General features: G+C 60.6%; 15 protein-coding genes and 3 tRNA genes. All 18 read left to right on the forward strand.

Annotated elements, in window-relative coordinates:
- Positions 1 to 44 precede the first annotated feature (44 nt).
- The 18 genes from asd to AB7M29_RS14030 all read left to right on the forward strand — a co-directional run bounded on the left by asd (position 45) and on the right by AB7M29_RS14030 (position 19,346).
- Positions 45 to 1,157, forward strand: coding sequence for an aspartate-semialdehyde dehydrogenase (gene asd / locus AB7M29_RS13945; protein ID WP_007935182.1), 1,113 nt, complete (start codon positions 45 to 47; stop codon positions 1,155 to 1,157).
- A gap of 279 nt (positions 1,158 to 1,436) precedes the next feature.
- The gene (locus AB7M29_RS13950; RefSeq protein ID WP_217857936.1) at positions 1,437 to 2,447 is read left to right on the forward strand and encodes an aspartate-semialdehyde dehydrogenase; all 1,011 of its coding nucleotides are present in this window, start codon (positions 1,437 to 1,439) and stop codon (positions 2,445 to 2,447) included.
- Positions 2,448 to 2,655: 208 nt separating this feature from the next.
- Positions 2,656 to 5,298, forward strand: coding sequence for a FimV/HubP family polar landmark protein (locus tag AB7M29_RS13955; protein WP_454247061.1), 2,643 nt, complete (start codon positions 2,656 to 2,658; stop codon positions 5,296 to 5,298).
- 344 nt (positions 5,299 to 5,642) lie between these two features.
- Positions 5,643 to 6,467, forward strand: coding sequence for a tRNA pseudouridine(38-40) synthase TruA (gene truA / locus AB7M29_RS13960; protein WP_123356302.1), 825 nt, complete (start codon positions 5,643 to 5,645; stop codon positions 6,465 to 6,467).
- A 63-nt stretch (positions 6,468 to 6,530) separates the two neighbouring features.
- Positions 6,531 to 7,151, forward strand: coding sequence for a phosphoribosylanthranilate isomerase (locus AB7M29_RS13965; protein WP_217857934.1), 621 nt, complete (start codon positions 6,531 to 6,533; stop codon positions 7,149 to 7,151).
- A 205-nt stretch (positions 7,152 to 7,356) separates the two neighbouring features.
- Entirely contained in the window at positions 7,357 to 8,277 is a 921-nt protein-coding gene (accD, locus tag AB7M29_RS13970; RefSeq protein WP_007905946.1) for an acetyl-CoA carboxylase, carboxyltransferase subunit beta, read from the forward strand.
- Positions 8,274 to 9,581 carry a bifunctional tetrahydrofolate synthase/dihydrofolate synthase gene (folC, locus tag AB7M29_RS13975; protein ID WP_454247062.1) on the forward strand — a complete coding sequence of 436 codons (1,308 nt, stop codon included), beginning with the start codon at positions 8,274 to 8,276 and terminating at the stop codon, positions 9,579 to 9,581. The genes accD and folC overlap by 4 nt, the downstream gene beginning before the upstream one ends.
- Positions 9,565 to 10,239, forward strand: coding sequence for an SPOR domain-containing protein (locus AB7M29_RS13980; protein ID WP_454247063.1), 675 nt, complete (start codon positions 9,565 to 9,567; stop codon positions 10,237 to 10,239). The genes folC and AB7M29_RS13980 overlap by 17 nt, the downstream gene beginning before the upstream one ends.
- A gap of 98 nt (positions 10,240 to 10,337) precedes the next feature.
- Positions 10,338 to 10,898 (forward strand): CvpA family protein, encoded by a 561-nt coding sequence (locus tag AB7M29_RS13985; RefSeq protein WP_052965529.1) that lies wholly within the window; start codon positions 10,338 to 10,340, stop codon positions 10,896 to 10,898.
- 41 nt (positions 10,899 to 10,939) lie between these two features.
- Positions 10,940 to 12,445 (forward strand): amidophosphoribosyltransferase, encoded by a 1,506-nt coding sequence (purF, locus tag AB7M29_RS13990; RefSeq protein ID WP_007905939.1) that lies wholly within the window; start codon positions 10,940 to 10,942, stop codon positions 12,443 to 12,445.
- 79 nt (positions 12,446 to 12,524) lie between these two features.
- Positions 12,525 to 13,736 (forward strand): O-succinylhomoserine sulfhydrylase, encoded by a 1,212-nt coding sequence (locus tag AB7M29_RS13995; RefSeq protein WP_038980085.1) that lies wholly within the window; start codon positions 12,525 to 12,527, stop codon positions 13,734 to 13,736.
- Positions 13,733 to 14,509, forward strand: a complete 777-nt coding sequence (locus AB7M29_RS14000; protein WP_454247064.1) for an SDR family oxidoreductase — start codon at positions 13,733 to 13,735, stop codon at positions 14,507 to 14,509. The genes AB7M29_RS13995 and AB7M29_RS14000 overlap by 4 nt, the downstream gene beginning before the upstream one ends.
- Before the next feature lie 258 nt (positions 14,510 to 14,767).
- Positions 14,768 to 14,843 (forward strand) — tRNA-Val (locus tag AB7M29_RS14005).
- Positions 14,844 to 14,898: 55 nt separating this feature from the next.
- Positions 14,899 to 14,975: transfer RNA gene (locus tag AB7M29_RS14010), tRNA-Asp, on the forward strand.
- 93 nt (positions 14,976 to 15,068) lie between these two features.
- A tRNA-Asp gene (locus tag AB7M29_RS14015) sits at positions 15,069 to 15,145 on the forward strand.
- A 259-nt stretch (positions 15,146 to 15,404) separates the two neighbouring features.
- Positions 15,405 to 15,914, forward strand: a complete 510-nt coding sequence (locus tag AB7M29_RS14020; protein ID WP_217857929.1) for a sigma-70 family RNA polymerase sigma factor — start codon at positions 15,405 to 15,407, stop codon at positions 15,912 to 15,914.
- On the forward strand, positions 15,911 to 16,855 hold the full coding sequence (locus tag AB7M29_RS14025) for a FecR domain-containing protein (protein ID WP_454247065.1): 945 nt from the start codon (positions 15,911 to 15,913) through the stop codon (positions 16,853 to 16,855). The genes AB7M29_RS14020 and AB7M29_RS14025 overlap by 4 nt, the downstream gene beginning before the upstream one ends.
- 67 nt (positions 16,856 to 16,922) lie before the next feature.
- A complete protein-coding gene (locus AB7M29_RS14030) occupies positions 16,923 to 19,346 on the forward strand; it encodes a TonB-dependent siderophore receptor (protein WP_454247066.1) in 2,424 nt (807 codons plus the stop codon).
- The last annotated feature ends 32 nt before the right edge of the window (positions 19,347 to 19,378 follow it).

The following is a 19,378-nucleotide window of genomic DNA, read 5'->3' on the forward strand; positions in this document are numbered from 1 at the left end:
CAACCATGAAAGCAGCGGCCCACTTTTAAGAAGGTGTAGTTGCGATGAAACGTGTAGGTCTGATCGGTTGGCGCGGTATGGTCGGTTCCGTGCTCATGCAGCGGATGCTGGAAGAGCAGGATTTCGATCTTATTGAGCCGGTGTTTTTCACCACTTCCAATGTCGGTGGCCAAGGCCCGTCCGTGGGCAAGGACATTGCTCCGCTCAAGGACGCTTACAGCATTGAAGAGCTGAAAACCCTCGACGTGATTCTGACCTGCCAGGGTGGCGACTACACCAGCGAAGTCTTCCCGAAACTGCGCGAAGCCGGCTGGCAGGGTTACTGGATCGACGCCGCTTCCAGCCTGCGCATGCAGGATGACGCGGTGATCGTGCTGGACCCGGTGAACCGTAAGGTCATCGATCAGCAACTCGATGCGGGCACCAAGAACTACATCGGCGGCAACTGCACCGTCAGCCTGATGCTGATGGGCCTGGGTGGCCTGTTCGAGGCCGGTTTGGTCGAGTGGATGAGCGCCATGACCTATCAGGCGGCCTCCGGTGGCGGCGCGCAGCACATGCGTGAATTGATCAAGCAAATGGGTGTGACCCATGGCGCTGTCGCCGATCAACTGGCCGATCCGGCCAGTGCCATCCTCGACATCGATCGCCGTGTTGCCGAAGCCATGCGCAGCGACGCGTACCCGACCGAAAACTTCGGCGTACCGCTGGCTGGCAGCCTGATCCCGTGGATCGACAAGGAACTGCCGAACGGTCAGAGCCGCGAAGAGTGGAAGGCCCAGGCCGAGACCAACAAGATCCTCGGTCGCTTCAAGAGCCCGATCCCGGTGGACGGTATCTGCGTGCGCATCGGCGCCATGCGTTGCCACAGCCAGGCGCTGACCATCAAGCTGAACAAAGACGTGCCGATCGCCGACATCGAAGGGCTGATCAGTCAGCACAACCCTTGGGTCAAGCTGGTGCCGAACAACCGCGAAATCAGCATGCAGGAGCTGAGCCCTACAAAGGTTACCGGTACCCTGAACGTGCCGGTTGGCCGTCTGCGCAAGCTGAACATGGGTTCGCAGTTCGTCGGTGCCTTCACCGTCGGCGACCAACTGCTGTGGGGCGCGGCCGAACCGCTGCGTCGCATGCTGCGGATTCTGCTTGAGCGTTGATCGATTGAAGTAATGAAAGAGCCCGTGCCTTGAAAGAGGTGCGGGTTTTTTTATGCGCGACAGTCTGAGGGTACTCGGTTGTCAGCTATACCGTCATCGCGGGCAAGCCCGCTCCCACAAGGTTGGGGTCGTATGCAAAATATGGGAGCAACACAAAACCTGTGGGAGCGGGCTTGCCCGCGATGAGGCCGGAACTGGCGCCGCAGGTCTCCGCCGAATTGCCTCACTGCCAACCACCCGGTAAAGTGCCGCTCCCCCCGTTTCGCCAGAGGTAGAACCATGAGCCAGTCCTTTGATATTGCCGTGATCGGCGCCACCGGTACTGTCGGCGAAACACTCGTCCAGATTCTCGAAGAGCGGGATTTTCCGGTCGGTAACCTGCACCTGCTGGCGAGCAGTGAATCGGCCGGTCATTCGGTGCCGTTTCGCGGCAAGAACGTGCGAGTGCGGGAAGTCGATGAATTCGATTTCAGCAAAGTCCAATTGGTGTTCTTTGCCGCCGGTCCGGCGGTGACCCTCAGTTTCGCTCCGCGTGCCACGGCCGCCGGTTGCTCGCTGATCGACCTGTCCGGCGCCTTGCCGGCCGATCAGGCGCCGCAAGTGGTGCCTGAGGCCAACGCTGAAGTTCTGGCGGGCCTGAAAAAGCCCTTCCAGGTCAGCAGCCCAAGCCCTTCGGCCGCGACGCTGGCGGTGGTGCTGGCGCCATTGCTCGGTTTGCTCGACCTGCAACGCATCAGTTTGACGGCGTGTCTGGCGGTCTCTGCCCAAGGCCGCGAAGCGGTCACCGAGCTGGCCCGGCAAACCGCCGAGCTGCTCAATGTGCGTCCGCTGGAACCAGCGTTCTTCGATCGGCAGATGGCTTTCAACCTGCTGGCGCAAGTCGGTACGCCCGATGCTCAAGGTCATACGCTGCTGGAAAAACGCCTGGTGCGCGAGCTGCGTCAGGTCATGGCGCTACCTTCATTAAAGATTTCCGTCACTTGCATTCAAGCTCCGGTGTTTTTCGGCGATAGCTTTAGCATGACCTTACAGTCGTCGAGCTCTATCGATCTGGCGAAAGTCAACGCAGCCCTGGAAGCGGCACCCGGCATCGAACTGGTCGAGGCGGGTGATTACCCGACCCCGGTAGGTGATGCGGTAGGGCAGGATGTTGTTTACGTTGGTCGGGTTCGCAGCGGGATCGACGAGCCGGCGGAACTTAATATGTGGCTGACGTCAGATAACGTACGCAAAGGGGCCGCGCTCAATGCTGTGCAGGTGGCTGAATTGTTGATAAAAGACCTGCTGTAAAAGATACTTGGCAACAATTTATCGAATGATTCCAGTCGAGCGTCATGCTTGGCCGGAATGCTTAAGGTGAGCCACCCCGCAGGGCTTCCCATTGCATGAATGAAATGATCGCGCGCGACGACCCTTCGCCGCCGCGCGCAATGCCTTACGGCAGCGGCAATCAACACCTTCTCGCTGGCCGAGGAATGTTCAAACAAAGGAAGAGGTTATGGTTCAAGTTCGCAAACTGGTGTTAGCAATAGCGGCCGCCTCGGCGCTGTCCTCCGGTATGGCGCATGCCCTCGGGCTCGGGGAATTGACCCTGAAATCGACGCTGAACCAGCCTCTGGTTGCAGAAATCGAGTTGCTCGACATCAAGGACCTCACGGCTGCCGAAGTGGTGCCGAGCCTGGCCTCGCCCGAAGATTTCGCCAAAGCCGGTGTCGATCGTCAGGCGTTTCTCAACGACCTGACCTTCACCCCAGTGCTTAACGCCAGCGGCAAAAGCATCCTGCGCGTCACATCCAGCAAACCGCTGTCCGAACCGATGGTGAAATTCCTGGTTCAGGTGATGTGGCCCAACGGTCGTCTGCTGCGCGATTACAGCGTGCTGCTCGATCCGTCCAAATTCTCGCCGCAAACCGCCGATGCGGCCGCGCAACCGGCGCCATCCCAAACAGTGACCGCGCCAGTCACCGGCGCCACCAAGCCGTCGCAACACACCACCACGCCGCGCGATACCCTGTGGGAAATCGCCGCGAAGACGCGTAACGGCGGTTCGATTCAGCAGACCATGCTGGCCATCCAGGCGCTGAATCCGGATGCGTTCATCGACGGCAACATCAACCGACTGAAAACCGGTCAGGTGCTGCGCCTGCCTGATCAGGTGCAGAGCACCAACCTGCCGCAACCCAAGGCCGTCGCTGAGGTCGCCGCGCAGAACACCGCGTGGCGTCAGGGTCGTCGCTACGTGGCGAAACCAGGAACCGGTCAGCAGCAACTCGACGCCACCAAACGCACTCGGGGTGAAGGTGCTTCATCGCAAGCCGCCGCAGACAAACTGAGCCTGGTCTCTGCCGATACCGGCAAAGGTGGCAAAGGTGCCGCCGGTGATGCGAAAGCCTTGAGCGACAAACTGGCCGTCACCGAGGAAAGCCTCGACGCGGCTCGTCGTGAAAACGCTGAACAGAAAAGCCGCATGAACGATCTGCAAAGTCAGCTGGACAAGCTGCAACGCCTGATCGAACTGAAGAACAACCAGTTGGCCAAGTTGCAGGCCGAAGGTGGCGCGGATGCACCGGCTTCGAGCGCTCCGGCGATGTCGGCTGAGCTGGCGGCCAACCCTGCGGCAGCGCCTGCGGACGCGGTGCCTGCACCAGAGGCTGCTGCACCGGAAGCTGCTCCTGCGCCAGCCGTCGAGCCAGCGCCTGCGACATCCGATGATCAGAAATTCAATGAGCTGCTGACCAATCCGATCCTGTTGGGTCTGGTGGGGGGCGGTGCGGTGGTTCTGCTGCTCTTGCTGCTGTTGCTGGCCCGTCGCCGCAAAGCTCAGCAAGAGGCCGAGAAGCATCTGCGCATGGCCCGTGCCTTGGAGGAGGAACAAGAGTTCTCCGTCGACCAGGACCTGCCGGAAAGCAGCTTCGAAGGTCTGGAAGTTCCGCCGCCGAGCGTGAAACTTGCGACCGCACCAACGCCTGCGCCAGCACCGGCCCCGGTGATTGCCCCGGTTGTGGTAACGCCGCCGATCGCTGCGCCACTGGTATCGCCTGCCGCCGAGCGTTCCGACGACGTACTGGCTCAGGCGCAGTCGCACATTGCAGGCGGTCGTCTGAATCAGGCCGCCGCATTGCTGGAAGACGCGATCAAGCAAGAGCCGCAACGCAGTGACCTGCGTTTAAAGCTGATGGAAGTCTACGGTCAGCAGGGCGACCGCGATGCGTTCGTCGCTCAGGAGCGTCAACTGGTGGCCAACGGCGATAACTTCGCCCGGGTTGAAGAATTGAAAAGCCGCTTCCCGGCGATGGCAGTCGCAGTTGCGGGTGGACTGGCCGCTGCGGCGATCGCCGCCGAGCTGGACGCGCAGTACGTCAAGGACCTGTTGCTGGACGAACCGCAAGCCCCGGAACCGTCATTGTCCGACTTCGACAGCGCTTTCGATCTGAGTCTGGACGATCTGGAGGCGGCTACTCCGATCGCGCCAGTTGTTGCGCCTGAGCCAGCACCAGCGCCAGAACCAGAACCAGAACCAGAACCAGCACCGGAAGCGCTGGCTGAGCTGGACGAGTTCCCGCTGGACGACGACCTGAGTTTTGAGTCGGTGTTGCAGCAACAGACTGAAATCAAGGAAAACCTCGACGATCTGTCGGACTTCGACCTGGACATGGATCTGGGCGGCAATGCCTCGCCGGCAATCCTGGCCGAAGACGACTTCCTGCTGAGTCTGGATGAAGATCTCAAGGACTTGTCTACCGCCGAAGCGCCGACCGTGGCCGAGCCGACGCTCGACGACCTGGAGTTGCCTGCGGATTTCGACCTGTCACTGGCCGATGAAATGGACGCCGCCGCGCCGGATCAGCCTGATGCCTTCGAAAGTGAACTCAACGACGTCAATGCCGAACTGGATCGTTTGTCCCAGAGCCTCGGTGAGCCGAGCTTCACCGCCGAAGACGCTTTGGCCTCGGCGGCCGATGAACCGGACTTCGATTTCCTCTCCGGCACCGATGAAGTCGCCACCAAACTCGATCTGGCCCAGGCCTACATCGACATGGGCGACAGCGACGGCGCTCGGGACATCCTCAATGAGGTAGTGACCGAGGGCGATGCCGGTCAGAAGAGCGAAGCCAAGGAAATGCTCTCGCGTCTGGCGTGAGTCATCGGTAAGGCATAAACAAAGCGGCAGCCCATCGAGGCTGCCGTTTTTGTTTGGGTGGTGATGCGATGGCGCCTGTTGGATCGCCTTCGCGGGCAAGCCTCGCCCCTACATTTGGTCGGGTTGTTCGCATCATTTGTGTCTGCCACTAATCCCCTTGTGGGAGCGAGCCTGCTCGCGATGAGGGCATCCCGTTCAACATCAAACCCGGCATTGCACCGGTCGGGCGGGGCACGAAGATCACTCAGCTCTGGCATCCCGGTCCGGCGGCCTTATAATGCCTGCCTTTGCGTAGATCAGCAGGCTGTCACCCTTTGGCAAATATAGATAATCCGGCCGCCGAAATGGCGGCCGACGGCTTTTTCCGGATCGCGTTGGGCGTTGAATACAAAGGTTCGCGTTATCGCGGCTGGCAGCGTCAGGCCTCCGGTGTGGCCACGGTGCAGGAAACCCTCGAAAAGGCCTTGTCCAAAGTCGCCGACTCACCCGTGTCGCTGCATTGCGCCGGGCGCACCGACGCCGGTGTGCATGCTTGCGGGCAGGTGGTACATTTCGATACCCAGGTCGAGCGTTCGATGAAGGCCTGGGTCATGGGCGCCAACATCAATTTACCGCATGACGTCAGCGTTAGCTGGGCCAAGGTCATGCCCGCTGATTTCCATGCGCGGTTCAAGGCCATCGCCCGTCGTTACCGTTACGTGATCTACAACGATCAGATCCGCCCCGCGCACCTGAACGATGAAATCACCTGGAATCACCGTCCACTGGACGTCGAGCGCATGTCCGAGGCTGCTCAGTATCTGGTCGGCACCCACGACTTCAGCGCATTCCGCGCCGGCCAGTGCCAGGCCAAGTCGCCGATCAAGGAGCTGCATCACCTGCGCGTCACCCGTCATGGCAAAATGATCGTGCTGGATATTCGCGCCAGCGCGTTCCTGCACCACATGGTGCGCAACATTGCCGGGGTGCTGATGACCATCGGCGCCGGCGAGCGTCCCGTGGAGTGGATGAAGGAAGTCCTGGAAAGTCGTGTGCGTCGTTCCGGCGGGGTGACGGCCCATCCGTTCGGCCTGTATCTGGTGCAGGTCGAGTACCGCGACGAGTTCGAACTGCCCGAGCGTTACATCGGCCCACACTTCCTCACCGGTTTCTCGGAACTTGACGGCTGACGCCCTCGAACGCTTTTGTTACCATCCGGGACTTTCCCGGATTTGTCCTGAGGTTCTATCGACATGTCAGCCGTTCGCAGCAAAATTTGTGGGATTACCCGCATAGAGGATGCGTTGGCGGCGGTCGAGGCTGGGGCCGATGCCATCGGATTTGTGTTCTACGCCAAAAGCCCGCGGGCCGTAACGTTCCAGCAGGCAAGGGCGATCATCAAGGCCTTGCCGCCGTTCGTGACCACCGTGGGTTTATTCGTCAATGCCAGCCGTTGCGAGCTGGGGGAAATCCTCGACGCCGTGCCGCTGGACCTGTTGCAGTTCCATGGTGACGAGACCGCGGCCGACTGCGAGGGTTGGCACCGACCGTACATCAAGGCGTTGCGGGTCAAGGCCGGCGACGACATCGCAGCAGCTTGCGATGCCTACGCCAGTGCCAGCGGGATCCTGCTCGACACGTACGTCGAAGGCATTCCCGGCGGAACCGGTGAAGCCTTCGACTGGTCACTGATACCGCAAGGCCTGAGCAAGCCGATCATCCTGGCGGGCGGCTTGACGCCGGACAACGTCGCCGAGGCGATTGCCCGGGTTCGGCCTTACGCGGTGGACGTCAGCGGTGGAGTAGAGGCGAGCAAGGGCATCAAGGATCACGCAAAGATTCAGGCATTCATCAAAGCGGTTATAGGGGCTTGATGTGACGGCTGGCAGACTGCCGCCGTCCCAAAATGCACTGCGCTGCATAAGCAGGCACGGCTGAGGATTGATGGGTTGTACGCAGGTCACGTCTCGCTGACCCGGCCACCCGATCAATCATCGCCACACACATGAATTTAGGTCAAGGGCATACGCGGGGCTGCGAACCAGAGCGTTCGGGCCACCGGTACTGGAGAAAGAAAGCATGAGCAACTGGTTAGTAGACAAACTGATCCCTTCGATCATGCGTTCCGAGGTCAAGAAGAGCTCGGTGCCTGAAGGTCTGTGGCACAAATGCCCGTCTTGCGAGGCGGTGCTGTATCGTCCGGAGCTGGAAAAGACCCTGGACGTTTGCCCCAAGTGCAACCACCACATGCGCATCGGCGCGCGCGCGCGCATCGACATCTTCCTCGACGCTGACGGCCGTGCCGAACTGGGCGCGGACCTGGAGCCGGTTGACCGTCTGAAATTCCGTGACGGCAAGAAGTACAAGGATCGCCTGACCGCTGCGCAAAAGCAGACCGGCGAAAAAGATGCACTGATCTCCATGAGCGGCACCTTGCTGGGCATGCCGGTCGTGGTATCGGCTTTCGAATTCTCCTTCATGGGTGGCTCGATGGGCGCCATCGTTGGTGAGCGCTTTGTGCGCGCCGCCAACTACGCCCTGGAAAACCGCTGCCCGATGATCTGCTTCGCCGCCTCCGGTGGTGCGCGGATGCAGGAAGCGCTGATCTCCCTGATGCAAATGGCCAAGACCTCCGCGGTGCTGGCGCGTCTGCGTGAAGAAGGCATTCCGTTCATCTCGGTACTGACCGACCCGGTCTACGGCGGTGTTTCCGCCAGTCTGGCGATGCTCGGCGACGTAATCGTCGGTGAGCCGAAAGCCCTGATCGGTTTCGCCGGCCCGCGCGTTATCGAACAAACCGTTCGCGAAAAACTGCCGGAAGGCTTCCAGCGCAGTGAGTTCCTGCTGGAGCACGGCGCGATCGACATGATCATTCACCGTCAGGAACTGCGTCCGCGTCTGGGTAACCTGCTGGCACAAATGATGGGCCTGCCGACGCCGAAATTCGTCGCCGCGCCGATCGAGCCAATCGTGGTTCCGCCGGTGCCTGCCAACATATGACCCAACGCACCCTTGGCGAGTGGCTCGCCTACCTTGAACAGTTGCATCCTTCGGCCATCGACATGGGGCTGGAGCGTTCGCAACAGGTAGCGTCCCGCATGGGACTGGGCAAGCCGGCGCCTCGGGTGATTACGGTCACCGGTACCAACGGCAAGGGTTCTACCTGCGCGTTCGTGGCTTCGTTGCTGCGGGCGCAGGGCCTGAACGTCGGTGTCTACAATTCTCCGCACCTGCTGCGTTACAACGAGCGGGTGCAGGTCAATGGTGTCGAAGCCACTGACGCCGAGCTGTGCGAAGCCTTCGCGGCGGTCGAGGCCGGTCGTGGCGACACTTCCCTGACGTACTTCGAAATGGGCACCCTGGCGGCGTTCTGGCTGTTTCAACAGGCAGGGCTTGATGCGGTGGTGCTGGAAGTGGGGCTGGGCGGGCGTCTGGACACGGTCAACGTGGTCGATGCGGACATCGCGCTGGTCACCAGCATCGGCGTCGATCATGCGGACTATCTGGGTGATACCCGTGAGTCCGTGGCTTACGAAAAAGCCGGCATTTTCCGCCAGGGCGCGCCTGCGCTCTGTGGCGATCTGAATCCCCCTCAACCTCTGCTGGATAAAGCGCGCGAGCTCAATTGCCCGTTTTTCCTGCGTGGGCGCGATTTCGATCTGGGTATCACTGATCACAACTGGCAATGGCGCGGCCTTGATGCTCAAGGGCGTGCAGTCGGGTTGCATGATCTGCCATTGCTCGATCTGCCGATGGAAAACGCCGCACTGGCACTGCAGGCTTACCTGCTGCTTGGTTTGCCTTGGGTAGATGCGCAGATTATTGATGCCCTGAAAGCGACGCGCGTGGTCGGTCGTCTTGATCGCCGTCAGTTCGACTGGCAGGGCAAGCGTCTGAATGTGTTGCTGGATGTGGGGCACAACCCCCATGCGGCAGAATACCTGGCCCGTCGCCTGGCCAGTCGGCCACCGGCAGGCAAGCGTCTGGCGGTGTTCGGGTTGTTGGCGGACAAGGATCTGGATGGTGTTGTCGGTGAATTGAATGCTAGTGTCCAGCATTGGGCTGTCGCCCCGCTGGATTCGCCGCGGGCGCGGCCCGTTGAGCAGTTGCATGCGGCGTTGCAGAACCTTGGCGCCTCGGTCACCTCTTATGGCAGCGTGGCCGCCGCCCTGGAAGGGCAGTGCGCGCAGGCGACGAGCGACGACGAAATTCTGTTGTTCGGATCATTTTATTGTGTCGCCGAGGCCCTTGAATGGCTGGCCCGGCACTCCACGGAGGAAGCGGCAAATGGCTTTGCTGGATAAGGCGTACAAGCAGCGCATGGTCGGTGCCTTGGTGCTGGTGGCGCTGGCGGTGATTTTCCTGCCAATGCTGTTTTCCCGTCAGGACGAACAGCGCCAGGTGAGGGTCGACGCACCAGCTGCACCGCAAGCGCCGGCTGTGCCGCAAGTGCAGGTCGAGCCGGTGGTGGTGCCTGAACCGCAGGCATTGCCGCAGGAACCTGTGCCAAGCGATGAGGAAATTGCCGCACAGCAAGCTCCGTCGACACCGATTGCGCCAAGTGCTCCTGTGGCAGCGCCACCAGCGCCACCAGCGCCGACGGCTGCCAAACCGGTCACGCCTCCGGTGCCCGTCGCCAAGCCTGTGCCAGCACCTACCCAGCCAATTACTGCCGCACCGAGCAAGCCGGCTACCACCCCAAGCCGCGTCGATGCCAATGGCCTGTCGGTCAGCTGGTCCGTGCAACTGGCCAGTCTGGCGAGCCGTGAGAGCGCTGAAAGCCTGCAGAAAACCCTGCGCAGCCAAGGCTATAACGCCTATATCCGCACCGCCGATGGCAAGAATCGGGTATTCGTCGGGCCGCTGATCGAGCGCGCCGAAGCCGATCGTCTGCGTGACTTGTTGAGTCGCCAGCAGAATCTCAAAGGTTTTGTGGTGCGTTTCCAGCCTGAGCGCGGTTAAAACTATCGCCCTGATTTGAAAAGCACTGACAATCTCAGCTTACCGATAGCCATGGGCTCTGCTAAAATGCGCCGCCTTATCTGTCTGTAGGCTGCACTGTGCCATTTACCTGGGTTGATTGGGCGATCGTTGCAATCGTCGCCATCTCCGCTTTGATCAGTCTTAGCCGCGGCTTCGTCAAAGAAGCACTCTCGCTGCTGACCTGGATCATCGCAGGAGGCGTTGCCTGGATGTTTGGTGGCTCATTGTCCGAGTACCTCGGCGGATACATCGAAACGCCGTCGGCTCGCGTGATCGCGGGCTGTGCCATCATGTTTGTCGCCACTTTAATCGTAGGCGCAATGATCAATTATCTTATCGGCGAATTGGTTCGCGTTACCGGGCTATCCGGGACCGATCGATTTCTCGGCATGGCCTTCGGCGCAGCGCGTGGCGTGTTGCTGGTGGTTGTGGCGGTCGGGCTGTTGAGCCTGGGGCCGGTACAGCAGGACGGGTGGTGGCAAGAGTCACAGCTCGTGCCAAAATTTCTATTGGTTGCAGACTGGTCCAAAAACCTGATCCTGGGTTGGAGTAGTCAGTGGCTTGCCAGCGGAATCAGCGTACCCGCTGATATACCGTTCAAGGAGCACCTCTTGCCGACGGCCAAAACGCCTCAGTGAGTTGTGTTCAGTTCAGATCCATTAAGTAGGGGTTGCGTCGCATGTGTGGCATCGTCGGTATCGTCGGTAAGTCGAACGTCAATCAGGCGCTGTATGACGCGCTAACCGTCCTCCAGCACCGCGGCCAGGACGCTGCCGGTATCGTGACCAGCCATGATGGCCGGTTATTCCTGCGCAAGGACAATGGGCTGGTGCGTGACGTGTTCCATCAGCGTCACATGCAACGCCTGGTCGGCCACATGGGCATTGGCCATGTGCGCTACCCGACCGCGGGTAGCTCGACTTCGGCCGAAGCTCAACCGTTTTACGTCAACTCGCCGTATGGCATCACTCTGGCGCACAACGGTAACCTGACCAACGTTGAACAGCTGGCCAAGGAGATTTACGAATCTGACCTGCGCCACGTCAACACCAACTCCGATTCGGAAGTGCTGCTCAACGTGTTCGCACACGAGCTGGCCCAGCGCGGCAAGTTGCAGCCGACCGAAGAAGACGTGTTCGCTGCCGTCACCGACGTGCACAACCGTTGCGTCGGTGGTTACGCGGTCGTGGCGATGGTGACCGGTTACGGTATTGTCGGTTTCCGCGATCCGCACGGCATCCGCCCGATCGTCTTCGGTCAGCGTCACACGGACGAAGGCGTCGAGTACATGATCGCCTCCGAAAGCGTCTCTCTGGACGTACTCGGTTTCACCCTGATTCGCGACCTGGCACCGGGCGAAGCGGTCTACATCACTGAAGACGGCAAGCTGCACACTCGTCAGTGCGCGACCAACCCGTCGCTGACTCCGTGCATTTTCGAACACGTCTACCTGGCGCGTCCGGACTCGATCATCGACGGCGTCTCGGTCTACAAGGCCCGCCTGCGCATGGGCGAGAAGCTCGCCGAGAAGATCCTGCGCGAGCGTCCGGATCACGACATTGACGTGGTCATCCCGATTCCGGACACCAGCCGCACTGCGGCCCTGGAGCTGGCGAACCACTTGGGCGTCAAGTTCCGCGAAGGCTTCGTGAAGAACCGCTATATCGGCCGGACCTTCATCATGCCGGGCCAGGCTGCACGGAAAAAATCCGTACGCCAGAAGCTCAACGCCATCGAGCTGGAGTTCCGCGGCAAAAACGTGATGCTGGTGGACGACTCCATCGTTCGCGGCACCACCTGCAAGCAGATCATTCAGATGGCTCGCGAAGCCGGCGCCAAAAACGTCTACTTCTGCTCTGCGGCGCCGGCCGTGCGTTACCCGAACGTCTACGGCATCGACATGCCGAGCGCTCACGAGCTGATCGCCCACAACCGTTCGACCCAGGACGTTGCCGACCTGATCGGCGCTGACTGGTTGATCTATCAAGACCTGCCTGACTTGATCGAAGCGGTCGGTGGCGGCAAGATCAAGATCGAGAAGTTCGATTGCGCGGTGTTCGACGGCCAGTACGTCACCGGCGACGTCGACGAGGCTTACCTGAACAAGATCGAGCAGGCGCGCAACGATGCCTCCAAGGTCAAGACCCAGGCAGTCAGTGCGATCATTGATCTGTACAACAACTGAGTAACTACCGGCCCCTAAGGGGCCGGTTTTGTATCTACTAAAGACTCTCTAAATCAAGAGCAGGGCAAGGAGTGACAGCATGAGTCAGGATTGGGATGCCGGTCGGCTGGACAGCGACCTCGAAGGCGTAGCGTTCGATACCCTGGCCGTACGCGCCGGTCAGCACCGCACGCCGGAAGGCGAACACGGTGATCCGATGTTCTTCACTTCCAGCTACGTGTTCCGTACCGCCGCCGACGCGGCCGCTCGCTTTGCTGGCGAAGTGCCGGGCAACGTTTACTCGCGCTACACCAACCCGACCGTGCGCGCGTTCGAAGAGCGTATTGCCGCGCTGGAAAGCGCCGAGCAAGCCGTGGCTACTGCCACGGGCATGGCTGCGATCATGGCAGTGGTGATGAGCCTGTGCAGCGCCGGCGACCATGTTTTGGTCTCGCGCAGCGTGTTCGGCTCGACCATCAGCCTGTTCGAAAAGTACTTCAAGCGCTTCGGCATCGAAGTCGATTACGTGCCCTTGGCGGACTTGTCCGGCTGGGATGCGGCGATCAAGGCCAACACCAAGTTGCTGTTCGTCGAATCGCCGTCCAACCCGCTGGCCGAGTTGGTAGACATCAAGGCGCTGTCGGAAATTGCTCACGCCAAGGGTACGATGCTGGTGGTCGACAACTGCTTCTGCACGCCTGCGTTGCAGCAGCCGTTGAAACTGGGCGCGGACATCGTTGTGCACTCGGCGACCAAGTTCATCGATGGCCAAGGCCGTTGCATGGGCGGCGTTGTGGCCGGTCGTAGCGAGCAAATGAAAGAAGTCGTCGGTTTCCTGCGTACTGCCGGGCCGACCCTGAGCCCGTTCAACGCCTGGATCTTCCTCAAGGGTCTGGAAACGCTGAGCCTGCGCATGAAGGCGCACTGCGCCAATGCCCAGCAACTGGCCGAATGGCTGGAGCAGCAGGACGGTATCGAGAAAGTCCATTACGCCGGTCTCAAGAGCCATCCGCAGCACGAACTGGCCCTGCGTCAACAGAAGGGTTTTGGTGCGGTCGTGAGTTTTGAGGTCAAGGGCGGCAAAGAGGGCGCCTGGCGCTTTATCGATGCGACGCGCCTGATCTCCATTACCGCCAACCTGGGCGACAGCAAAACTACCATCACGCACCCGAGCACCACCTCTCATGGCCGTCTCGCGCCGCAAGAGCGTGAAGCGGCAGGGATCCGTGACAGCCTGATCCGCGTAGCGGTTGGTCTGGAGGACGTGGCAGACCTGCAGGCCGATCTGGCGCGCGGGTTGGCTGCCTTGTGATCGAGTTGTCGACGCCGACCACGGGCACCCATGGCCGCGTCGCGCTGGTCACCGGTGCTGCGCGCGGCATCGGTCTGGGGATTGCGGCCTGGCTGATCAGTGAAGGCTGGCAGGTGGTGCTGACCGATCTGGATCGGGAGCGCGGTTCGAAAGTGGCGAAGGTGCTTGGCGAAAACGCCTGGTTCATCGCCATGGACGTCGCGAATGAAGCGCAGGTGGCACTGGGCGTGGCCGAGGTGCTGGGACAGTTCGGGCGTCTGGATGCGCTGGTGTGCAATGCGGCGGTGGCCGACCCGCACAACATCACCTTGGAAAGCCTCGATCTGGCCTACTGGAACCGGGTGCTGGCGGTGAACCTCAGCGGGCCGATGCTGTTGGCCAAGCACTGTGCGCCGTACCTGCGTGCTCACAGCGGCGCCATCGTCAACCTGGCCTCGACCCGTGCCGCACAGTCGGAACCCGACACAGAGGCTTATGCGGCGAGCAAGGGCGGTTTGCTGGCCCTGACTCACGCCTTGGCCATCAGTTTAGGGCCGGAAATTCGCGTCAACGCGGTCAGCCCGGGGTGGATCGACGCGCGAGACCCGGCGGCACGGCGTGCCGAACCGCTGACCGACGCCGATCATGCGCAGCATCCGGCGGGCAGGGTAGGGACGGTCGAGGACGTGGCGGCGATGGTGGCGTGGTTGCTGTCGAGGAACGCGGGGTTCGTCACAGGCCAGGAGTTCGTGGTCGATGGTGGCATGACCAAGAAGATGATTTACAGCGAGTAAATCCAAGCGTGGCTGCGATGGATATAGCCAGCATTGATGTTGAATGTGCCGCCGTCTTCGCGAGCAAGCCCGCTCCCACACTGAATTTATCTCGATCACAAACCTGTGGTCCGCCGCAGATCCAGTGTGGGAGCGGGCTTGCTCGCGAAAGCGGTCTGACTGTTAAGACACAATTTTGTCTTTTTCAGAAAAACTTCAAGCGGGGTATTGACTTAGCTTCGGTACCTGCGTAAATTTCGCTGCCTCGGAGATGCAAACGGGTGATTAGCTCAGCTGGGAGAGCGTCTGCCTTACAAGCAGAATGTCGGCGGTTCGATCCCGTCATCACCCACCACTTCCGAGAGTCTTGCGAAAGCAAGATGGAAGCTTTTAAAAGCCTCCACCGACGCGCAGCGGTAGTTCAGTCGGTTAGAATACCGGCCTGTCACGCCGGGGGTCGCGGGTTCGAGTCCCGTCCGCTGCGCCATATTTTCCGAGTCAGGTCTGCCTGCCTCGAGATTGAAAAGCCTCGAAGCTTTCCAGTCAGACGAGTTACTTGGATGAAAGTCCAAAGCGATACGCAGCGGTAGTTCAGTCGGTTAGAATACCGGCCTGTCACGCCGGGGGTCGCGGGTTCGAGTCCCGTCCGCTGCGCCATATCTGCCTCAAGGCCCACTGAACGCCTTGGAGCTACGAAGCAAGTTGCTGGTAAAGCCAGTGTCTGTTTCGAGTCGATAGCAAAGACCCTGGTCGAAAGACCGGGGTTTTTTGTGTCTGCGATTTGGCTTTTCCTCTCTCATGTCCTCCCCGTCCAACCTTTCTGCGCCCCAATTGCATAAAGGACTTGGTTCACAGCTTCGACATTAATTAGAATCACTCTCATTTACGATAACTCCTTGGCACAGGGCTTCTTGAGATGAGTGATGTGGCGATGCCGAAGGAGCAAACCTTCCACGACTTGTACCGCGATCATCGTGGCTGGCTTGAAGGCTGGTTGAGAAGGCGCATGGGCAATGGCTGTGATGCGGCGGACCTGAGCCAGGATACGTTCCTGCGCTTGCTCGCCAGCTCTCAACGAATTGCCGATCTGCAAGAGCCCCGTGCCTATCTGCTGACCGTGGGCAAACGCCTGCTGAGTAATTTCTATAAGCGTCGAAGCCTCGAGCAGGCTTATCTGGCGGCACTGGCGGCGTTGCCGGAAGACTGTGTGCCGTCGCCCGAGCAGCGCTGGTTGTTGCTCGAAACCCTGCAAGCCCTGGATGAACTGCTCGATGGATTGCCGGCGGCAGTGCGTAAGGCTTTTCTCTGGAGTCAGCTGGAAGGCTTGAACTATCAGCAAATCGCCGAGCGCCTGCAGGTATCGGAGCGCACGATCAAACGCTACATGGCGCAAGCCTATGAGCATTGTCTGTTGGTGGAGCTGTGAACAGTCCAGTGCCCGATGCCCGTCAAGCAGTGCGAGCTGCCGCGCAGTGGCTTGCCTTGCTGGAATCTGGAAGTGCCAGTGAGCAGGATCGTGCGAATCTGCAGCGTTGGCGCGACAGTTGCGTCAGTCACGAGCAGGCTTGGCAGAAGGCTCAAGCCTTGCGTCAGCGGTTTGCCAGTCTGCCTTCAGCGTTGGCGCTCAAAAGTCTGGATCGCCCCGAGCCGGGTCGGCGGGTGGTGCTCAAGCGTGCATTGGGTGCGGTGGCGTTGGTGCCGGCCGCTTGGTTGATTAGCCGACAATTGCCCCTGGATGTCTGGCGAGCCGATCTGCATACGGCCACCGGGGAGCGCAAACAGCTGCAGCTCGCTGATGGCAGTTCCTTGCAGCTCAACACGGCCAGTGCCGTCGATGTGGATTTGCAGAGCCGTCGCTTGAAGCTGATTGAGGGCGAACTGTCGCTGAAGGTGCCAAGCGCGTCGCCGCTGACGATCCAAACGAAGTTTGGCCAGATCATCGTCAGCCAAGGCGAAGTCTGTGTTCGTCAGGAGGCGCGCGGTTGCCGCGTGTCGGTGTACAACGGTGCCGTGCAATTGCAGCCCTTGCAGGGGCCCGTGTTGGCTTTGCGCAGTGGTCAACAAGTCAGTCTTCAAGCAGCCGGTGTCGGGCCGATCAGCCCATTCGATGTGCTTGCGCCGGGTTGGCGAGAGGGCGTGCTGATGGCGAAAAACCAGCCGCTGGGAGATTTCCTGCGCGAACTCAGCACTTATCGACCGGGTGTGCTGCGTTGGGAGCCGGAACTTGAAGCGTTGCGTGTCACCGGCAGTTTCCGCCTGGACGACACCGATCGCGTCCTCGCGTTGCTCGCGGCCAGCCTGCCGCTGGAGGTGCATTCACGTACCCGTTATTGGGTGACGTTGCTGCCGCGCAAAAATAGTGTGTAAAGCCTGTCCCCTTTTTTCGACTCGCTTGTCATTCAAGGCATGTGAACGAATCAAGAGAACTCTATCAATGCCCGCAGTAATACCTTGCTGTCTGCGCCCGGCTTCTTCCCGCCTGCGTCCGTTGTTGCACCTGAGCCTGATGCTAGGCCTGAGTGCCAGTCCGTTATTCATCACTGCCAGTTGGGCCGAAGACGCCACCCGGCGCAGCTATCAGGTGCCTGCCGGCAGCCTGAGCGATGCGCTGACCCGCTTCGCCGGTCTGTCTGGCGTCAATCTCTCGGTCGACCTGGCACTGGTGGGCAGTCGCACCAGTCCTGGTCTTTCCGGCGAATACGCGATCGAGGAGGGCTTTGCCCGGCTGTTGCAGGGTTCCGGTCTGCAATTGCAATCGGTGGGCGAACAAGCCTACATCCTGACCCCGGCGCCAGAAGGTAGCAGCCTGCAACTGGCCCCCACTTCGATTCTCGGTGCTACGGGCGAGGCGGGCGGTGAGGTGTATGCCGGCGGCCAGGTCGCGCGCCGCGGTTCGCAAGGCTTGCTGGGCTCGAAAGACTTCATGGAAACGCCATTCAGCATGACCACCTATACCGGCGAGTCGGTCAAAAACCTGCAGGCTCGTACCTTGGGCGACCTGATCGCCAGTGATCCCTCGGTTCGCGCCACTAACCCGGCGGGTGGGCGTTATGAGCAGTTCACCATTCGCGGGCTCAGCCTGTTCAACAGCGATGTCGCCTACAACGGTCTCTACGGCGTCCTGCCGACCTATACGATCGACATGGAGATGGCCGACCGCGTCGACATCATCAAAGGCCCGAGCCAGCTCATCAACGGCATCTCGCCACGGGGCAGTGTGGGTGGCGGGATCAACGTGGTGCCCAAGCGCGCGACCGACAAGCCCATCACTTCGTTTACCGGTAACTACGCTTCCGACAATCAGGTCGGCGGTGCCGTGGATGTCGGCCGGCGCTTTGGTGAAGACAACAAGTTCGGTATTCGTTTCAACGGCGTGAAGCAGTCCGGCGACACCGAATGGGATCACCAGAGTGTCGACCGCGAGATGGCCGTGCTGGGCCTGGATTTTCGCGGTGAGCGTCTGCGACTCTCAACGGACGTCGGGCGCACCGAGCGTGATACCGACGCCCCGCAGGAGCGCGTGCAGGTCGGCGCCAATGCGAAGGTGCCGAATCCGAACGATGTGCGCGACAACTATGCGCAGCCCTGGAGCAAGGCGAGCACCAACGACACTTTCGGAGCGGTGAACGGCGAATTCGATGTCAGCGATTCCGTCATGCTGTACGGCGGCGTGGGCGCGCGTAAAAGCAACCATGACTTTCTCCGGCATGCCGTTGCGGTCACCAATGATGCTGGCGATTTCAGCGTTCAGCCACGAGACTTCACCCGTGACGAAAATGTCCGGACGGCCACGGCAGGGGTGCGCAACTGGTTTCATACCGGCCCGGTGAGCCATGAGGTCAATCTGGCCGCCAGCTATTTCTACATGGACTTCGAAAATGGCGGCGCCCGTTATGCCGCGGCCCGCAGCAACCTCTACGACCCCGTGGAAACACCAACACCTGCGAGACCCACTCGACTCGATTCGAAGGTCTACACCGAGAACCGCTTCAGCGGCGTGGCGTTGTCCGACACTCTGGGTTTCTTCGATGACCGGCTGCTGCTGACCCTCGGCGCCCGCTGGCAGCGCGTGAAGGTTGACGACTGGACGGATAATGTCAAAGGCGCCACAGCCTACGATGAGGAAAAGGTTTCGCCGTCGGGCGGGATCCTGTTTAAGGCAACCGACAAGCTGTCGCTGTATGCCAACTACATGGAAGGCCTGAGCCAGGGCAAGATCGCGCCGTCGACCTCTGTGAACGAGGACGAGATATTCCCGCCGTTCATCAGCCGCCAGGTCGAGGTCGGCGCCAAGTATGACGCGGGTGCATTCGCCGTGACTGCCGCGGTGTTTCGGATCAAGCAGCCGGCCTATGAGACCAACGCCACGACGCGGGTTTTCGGCCCGAACGGCAAGCGTGAGAACACGGGTGTGGAGCTGAGTGTGTTCGGTGAGCCGCTCGATGGTTTCCGCCTGCTCGGCGGTGTCATGTACATCGACAGCGAGTTGACCGACACCACCAATGGCACCTTTGACGGCAACCGGGCACCGGCCACGCCGAAATACAACGTCAACCTGGGCGCCGAGTGGGACGTGCCGACCGTACAAGGCCTGACCCTGACCAGTCGCGGCCTCTATTCCAGCTCGCAGTATCTGGACCAGTCCAACAACAAGGAAATTGACTCCTGGGAGCGTTTCGACGTAGGTGCGCGTTACGCATTCAAGGTCGACGAAAAGAACATCACCCTGCGTGCCAATGTCGAGAACGTGGCGGACAAACGCTATTGGAGTTCGGCTGGGGCCTCAGATGACAGCGAGCCTGGCTTGACGCTCTCGACTCCACGAACCTACCTCCTTTCGGCAACCGTCGACTTCTGAGTGAACCGCTTTTCGCAGGAGCCGCATTCAGC

Source organism: Pseudomonas sp. F-14 TE3623 (genome assembly GCF_053629015.1).

What these genes read in the sequence shown, in the direction of transcription:
- asd (WP_007935182.1), top strand. Translation starts at nt 45, where the DNA reads ATGAAACGTGTAGGTCTGATCGGTTGGCGCGGTATGGTCGGTTCCGTG.
- AB7M29_RS13950 (WP_217857936.1), top strand. Translation starts at nt 1,437, where the DNA reads ATGAGCCAGTCCTTTGATATTGCCGTGATCGGCGCCACCGGTACTGTC.
- AB7M29_RS13955 (WP_454247061.1), top strand. Translation starts at nt 2,656, where the DNA reads ATGGTTCAAGTTCGCAAACTGGTGTTAGCAATAGCGGCCGCCTCGGCG.
- truA (WP_123356302.1), top strand. Translation starts at nt 5,643, where the DNA reads ATGGCGGCCGACGGCTTTTTCCGGATCGCGTTGGGCGTTGAATACAAA.
- AB7M29_RS13965 (WP_217857934.1), top strand. Translation starts at nt 6,531, where the DNA reads ATGTCAGCCGTTCGCAGCAAAATTTGTGGGATTACCCGCATAGAGGAT.
- accD (WP_007905946.1), top strand. Translation starts at nt 7,357, where the DNA reads ATGAGCAACTGGTTAGTAGACAAACTGATCCCTTCGATCATGCGTTCC.
- folC (WP_454247062.1), top strand. Translation starts at nt 8,274, where the DNA reads ATGACCCAACGCACCCTTGGCGAGTGGCTCGCCTACCTTGAACAGTTG.
- AB7M29_RS13980 (WP_454247063.1), top strand. Translation starts at nt 9,565, where the DNA reads ATGGCTTTGCTGGATAAGGCGTACAAGCAGCGCATGGTCGGTGCCTTG.
- purF (WP_007905939.1), top strand. Translation starts at nt 10,940, where the DNA reads ATGTGTGGCATCGTCGGTATCGTCGGTAAGTCGAACGTCAATCAGGCG.
- AB7M29_RS13995 (WP_038980085.1), top strand. Translation starts at nt 12,525, where the DNA reads ATGAGTCAGGATTGGGATGCCGGTCGGCTGGACAGCGACCTCGAAGGC.
- AB7M29_RS14020 (WP_217857929.1), top strand. Translation starts at nt 15,405, where the DNA reads ATGAGTGATGTGGCGATGCCGAAGGAGCAAACCTTCCACGACTTGTAC.
- AB7M29_RS14030 (WP_454247066.1), top strand. Translation starts at nt 16,923, where the DNA reads ATGCCCGCAGTAATACCTTGCTGTCTGCGCCCGGCTTCTTCCCGCCTG.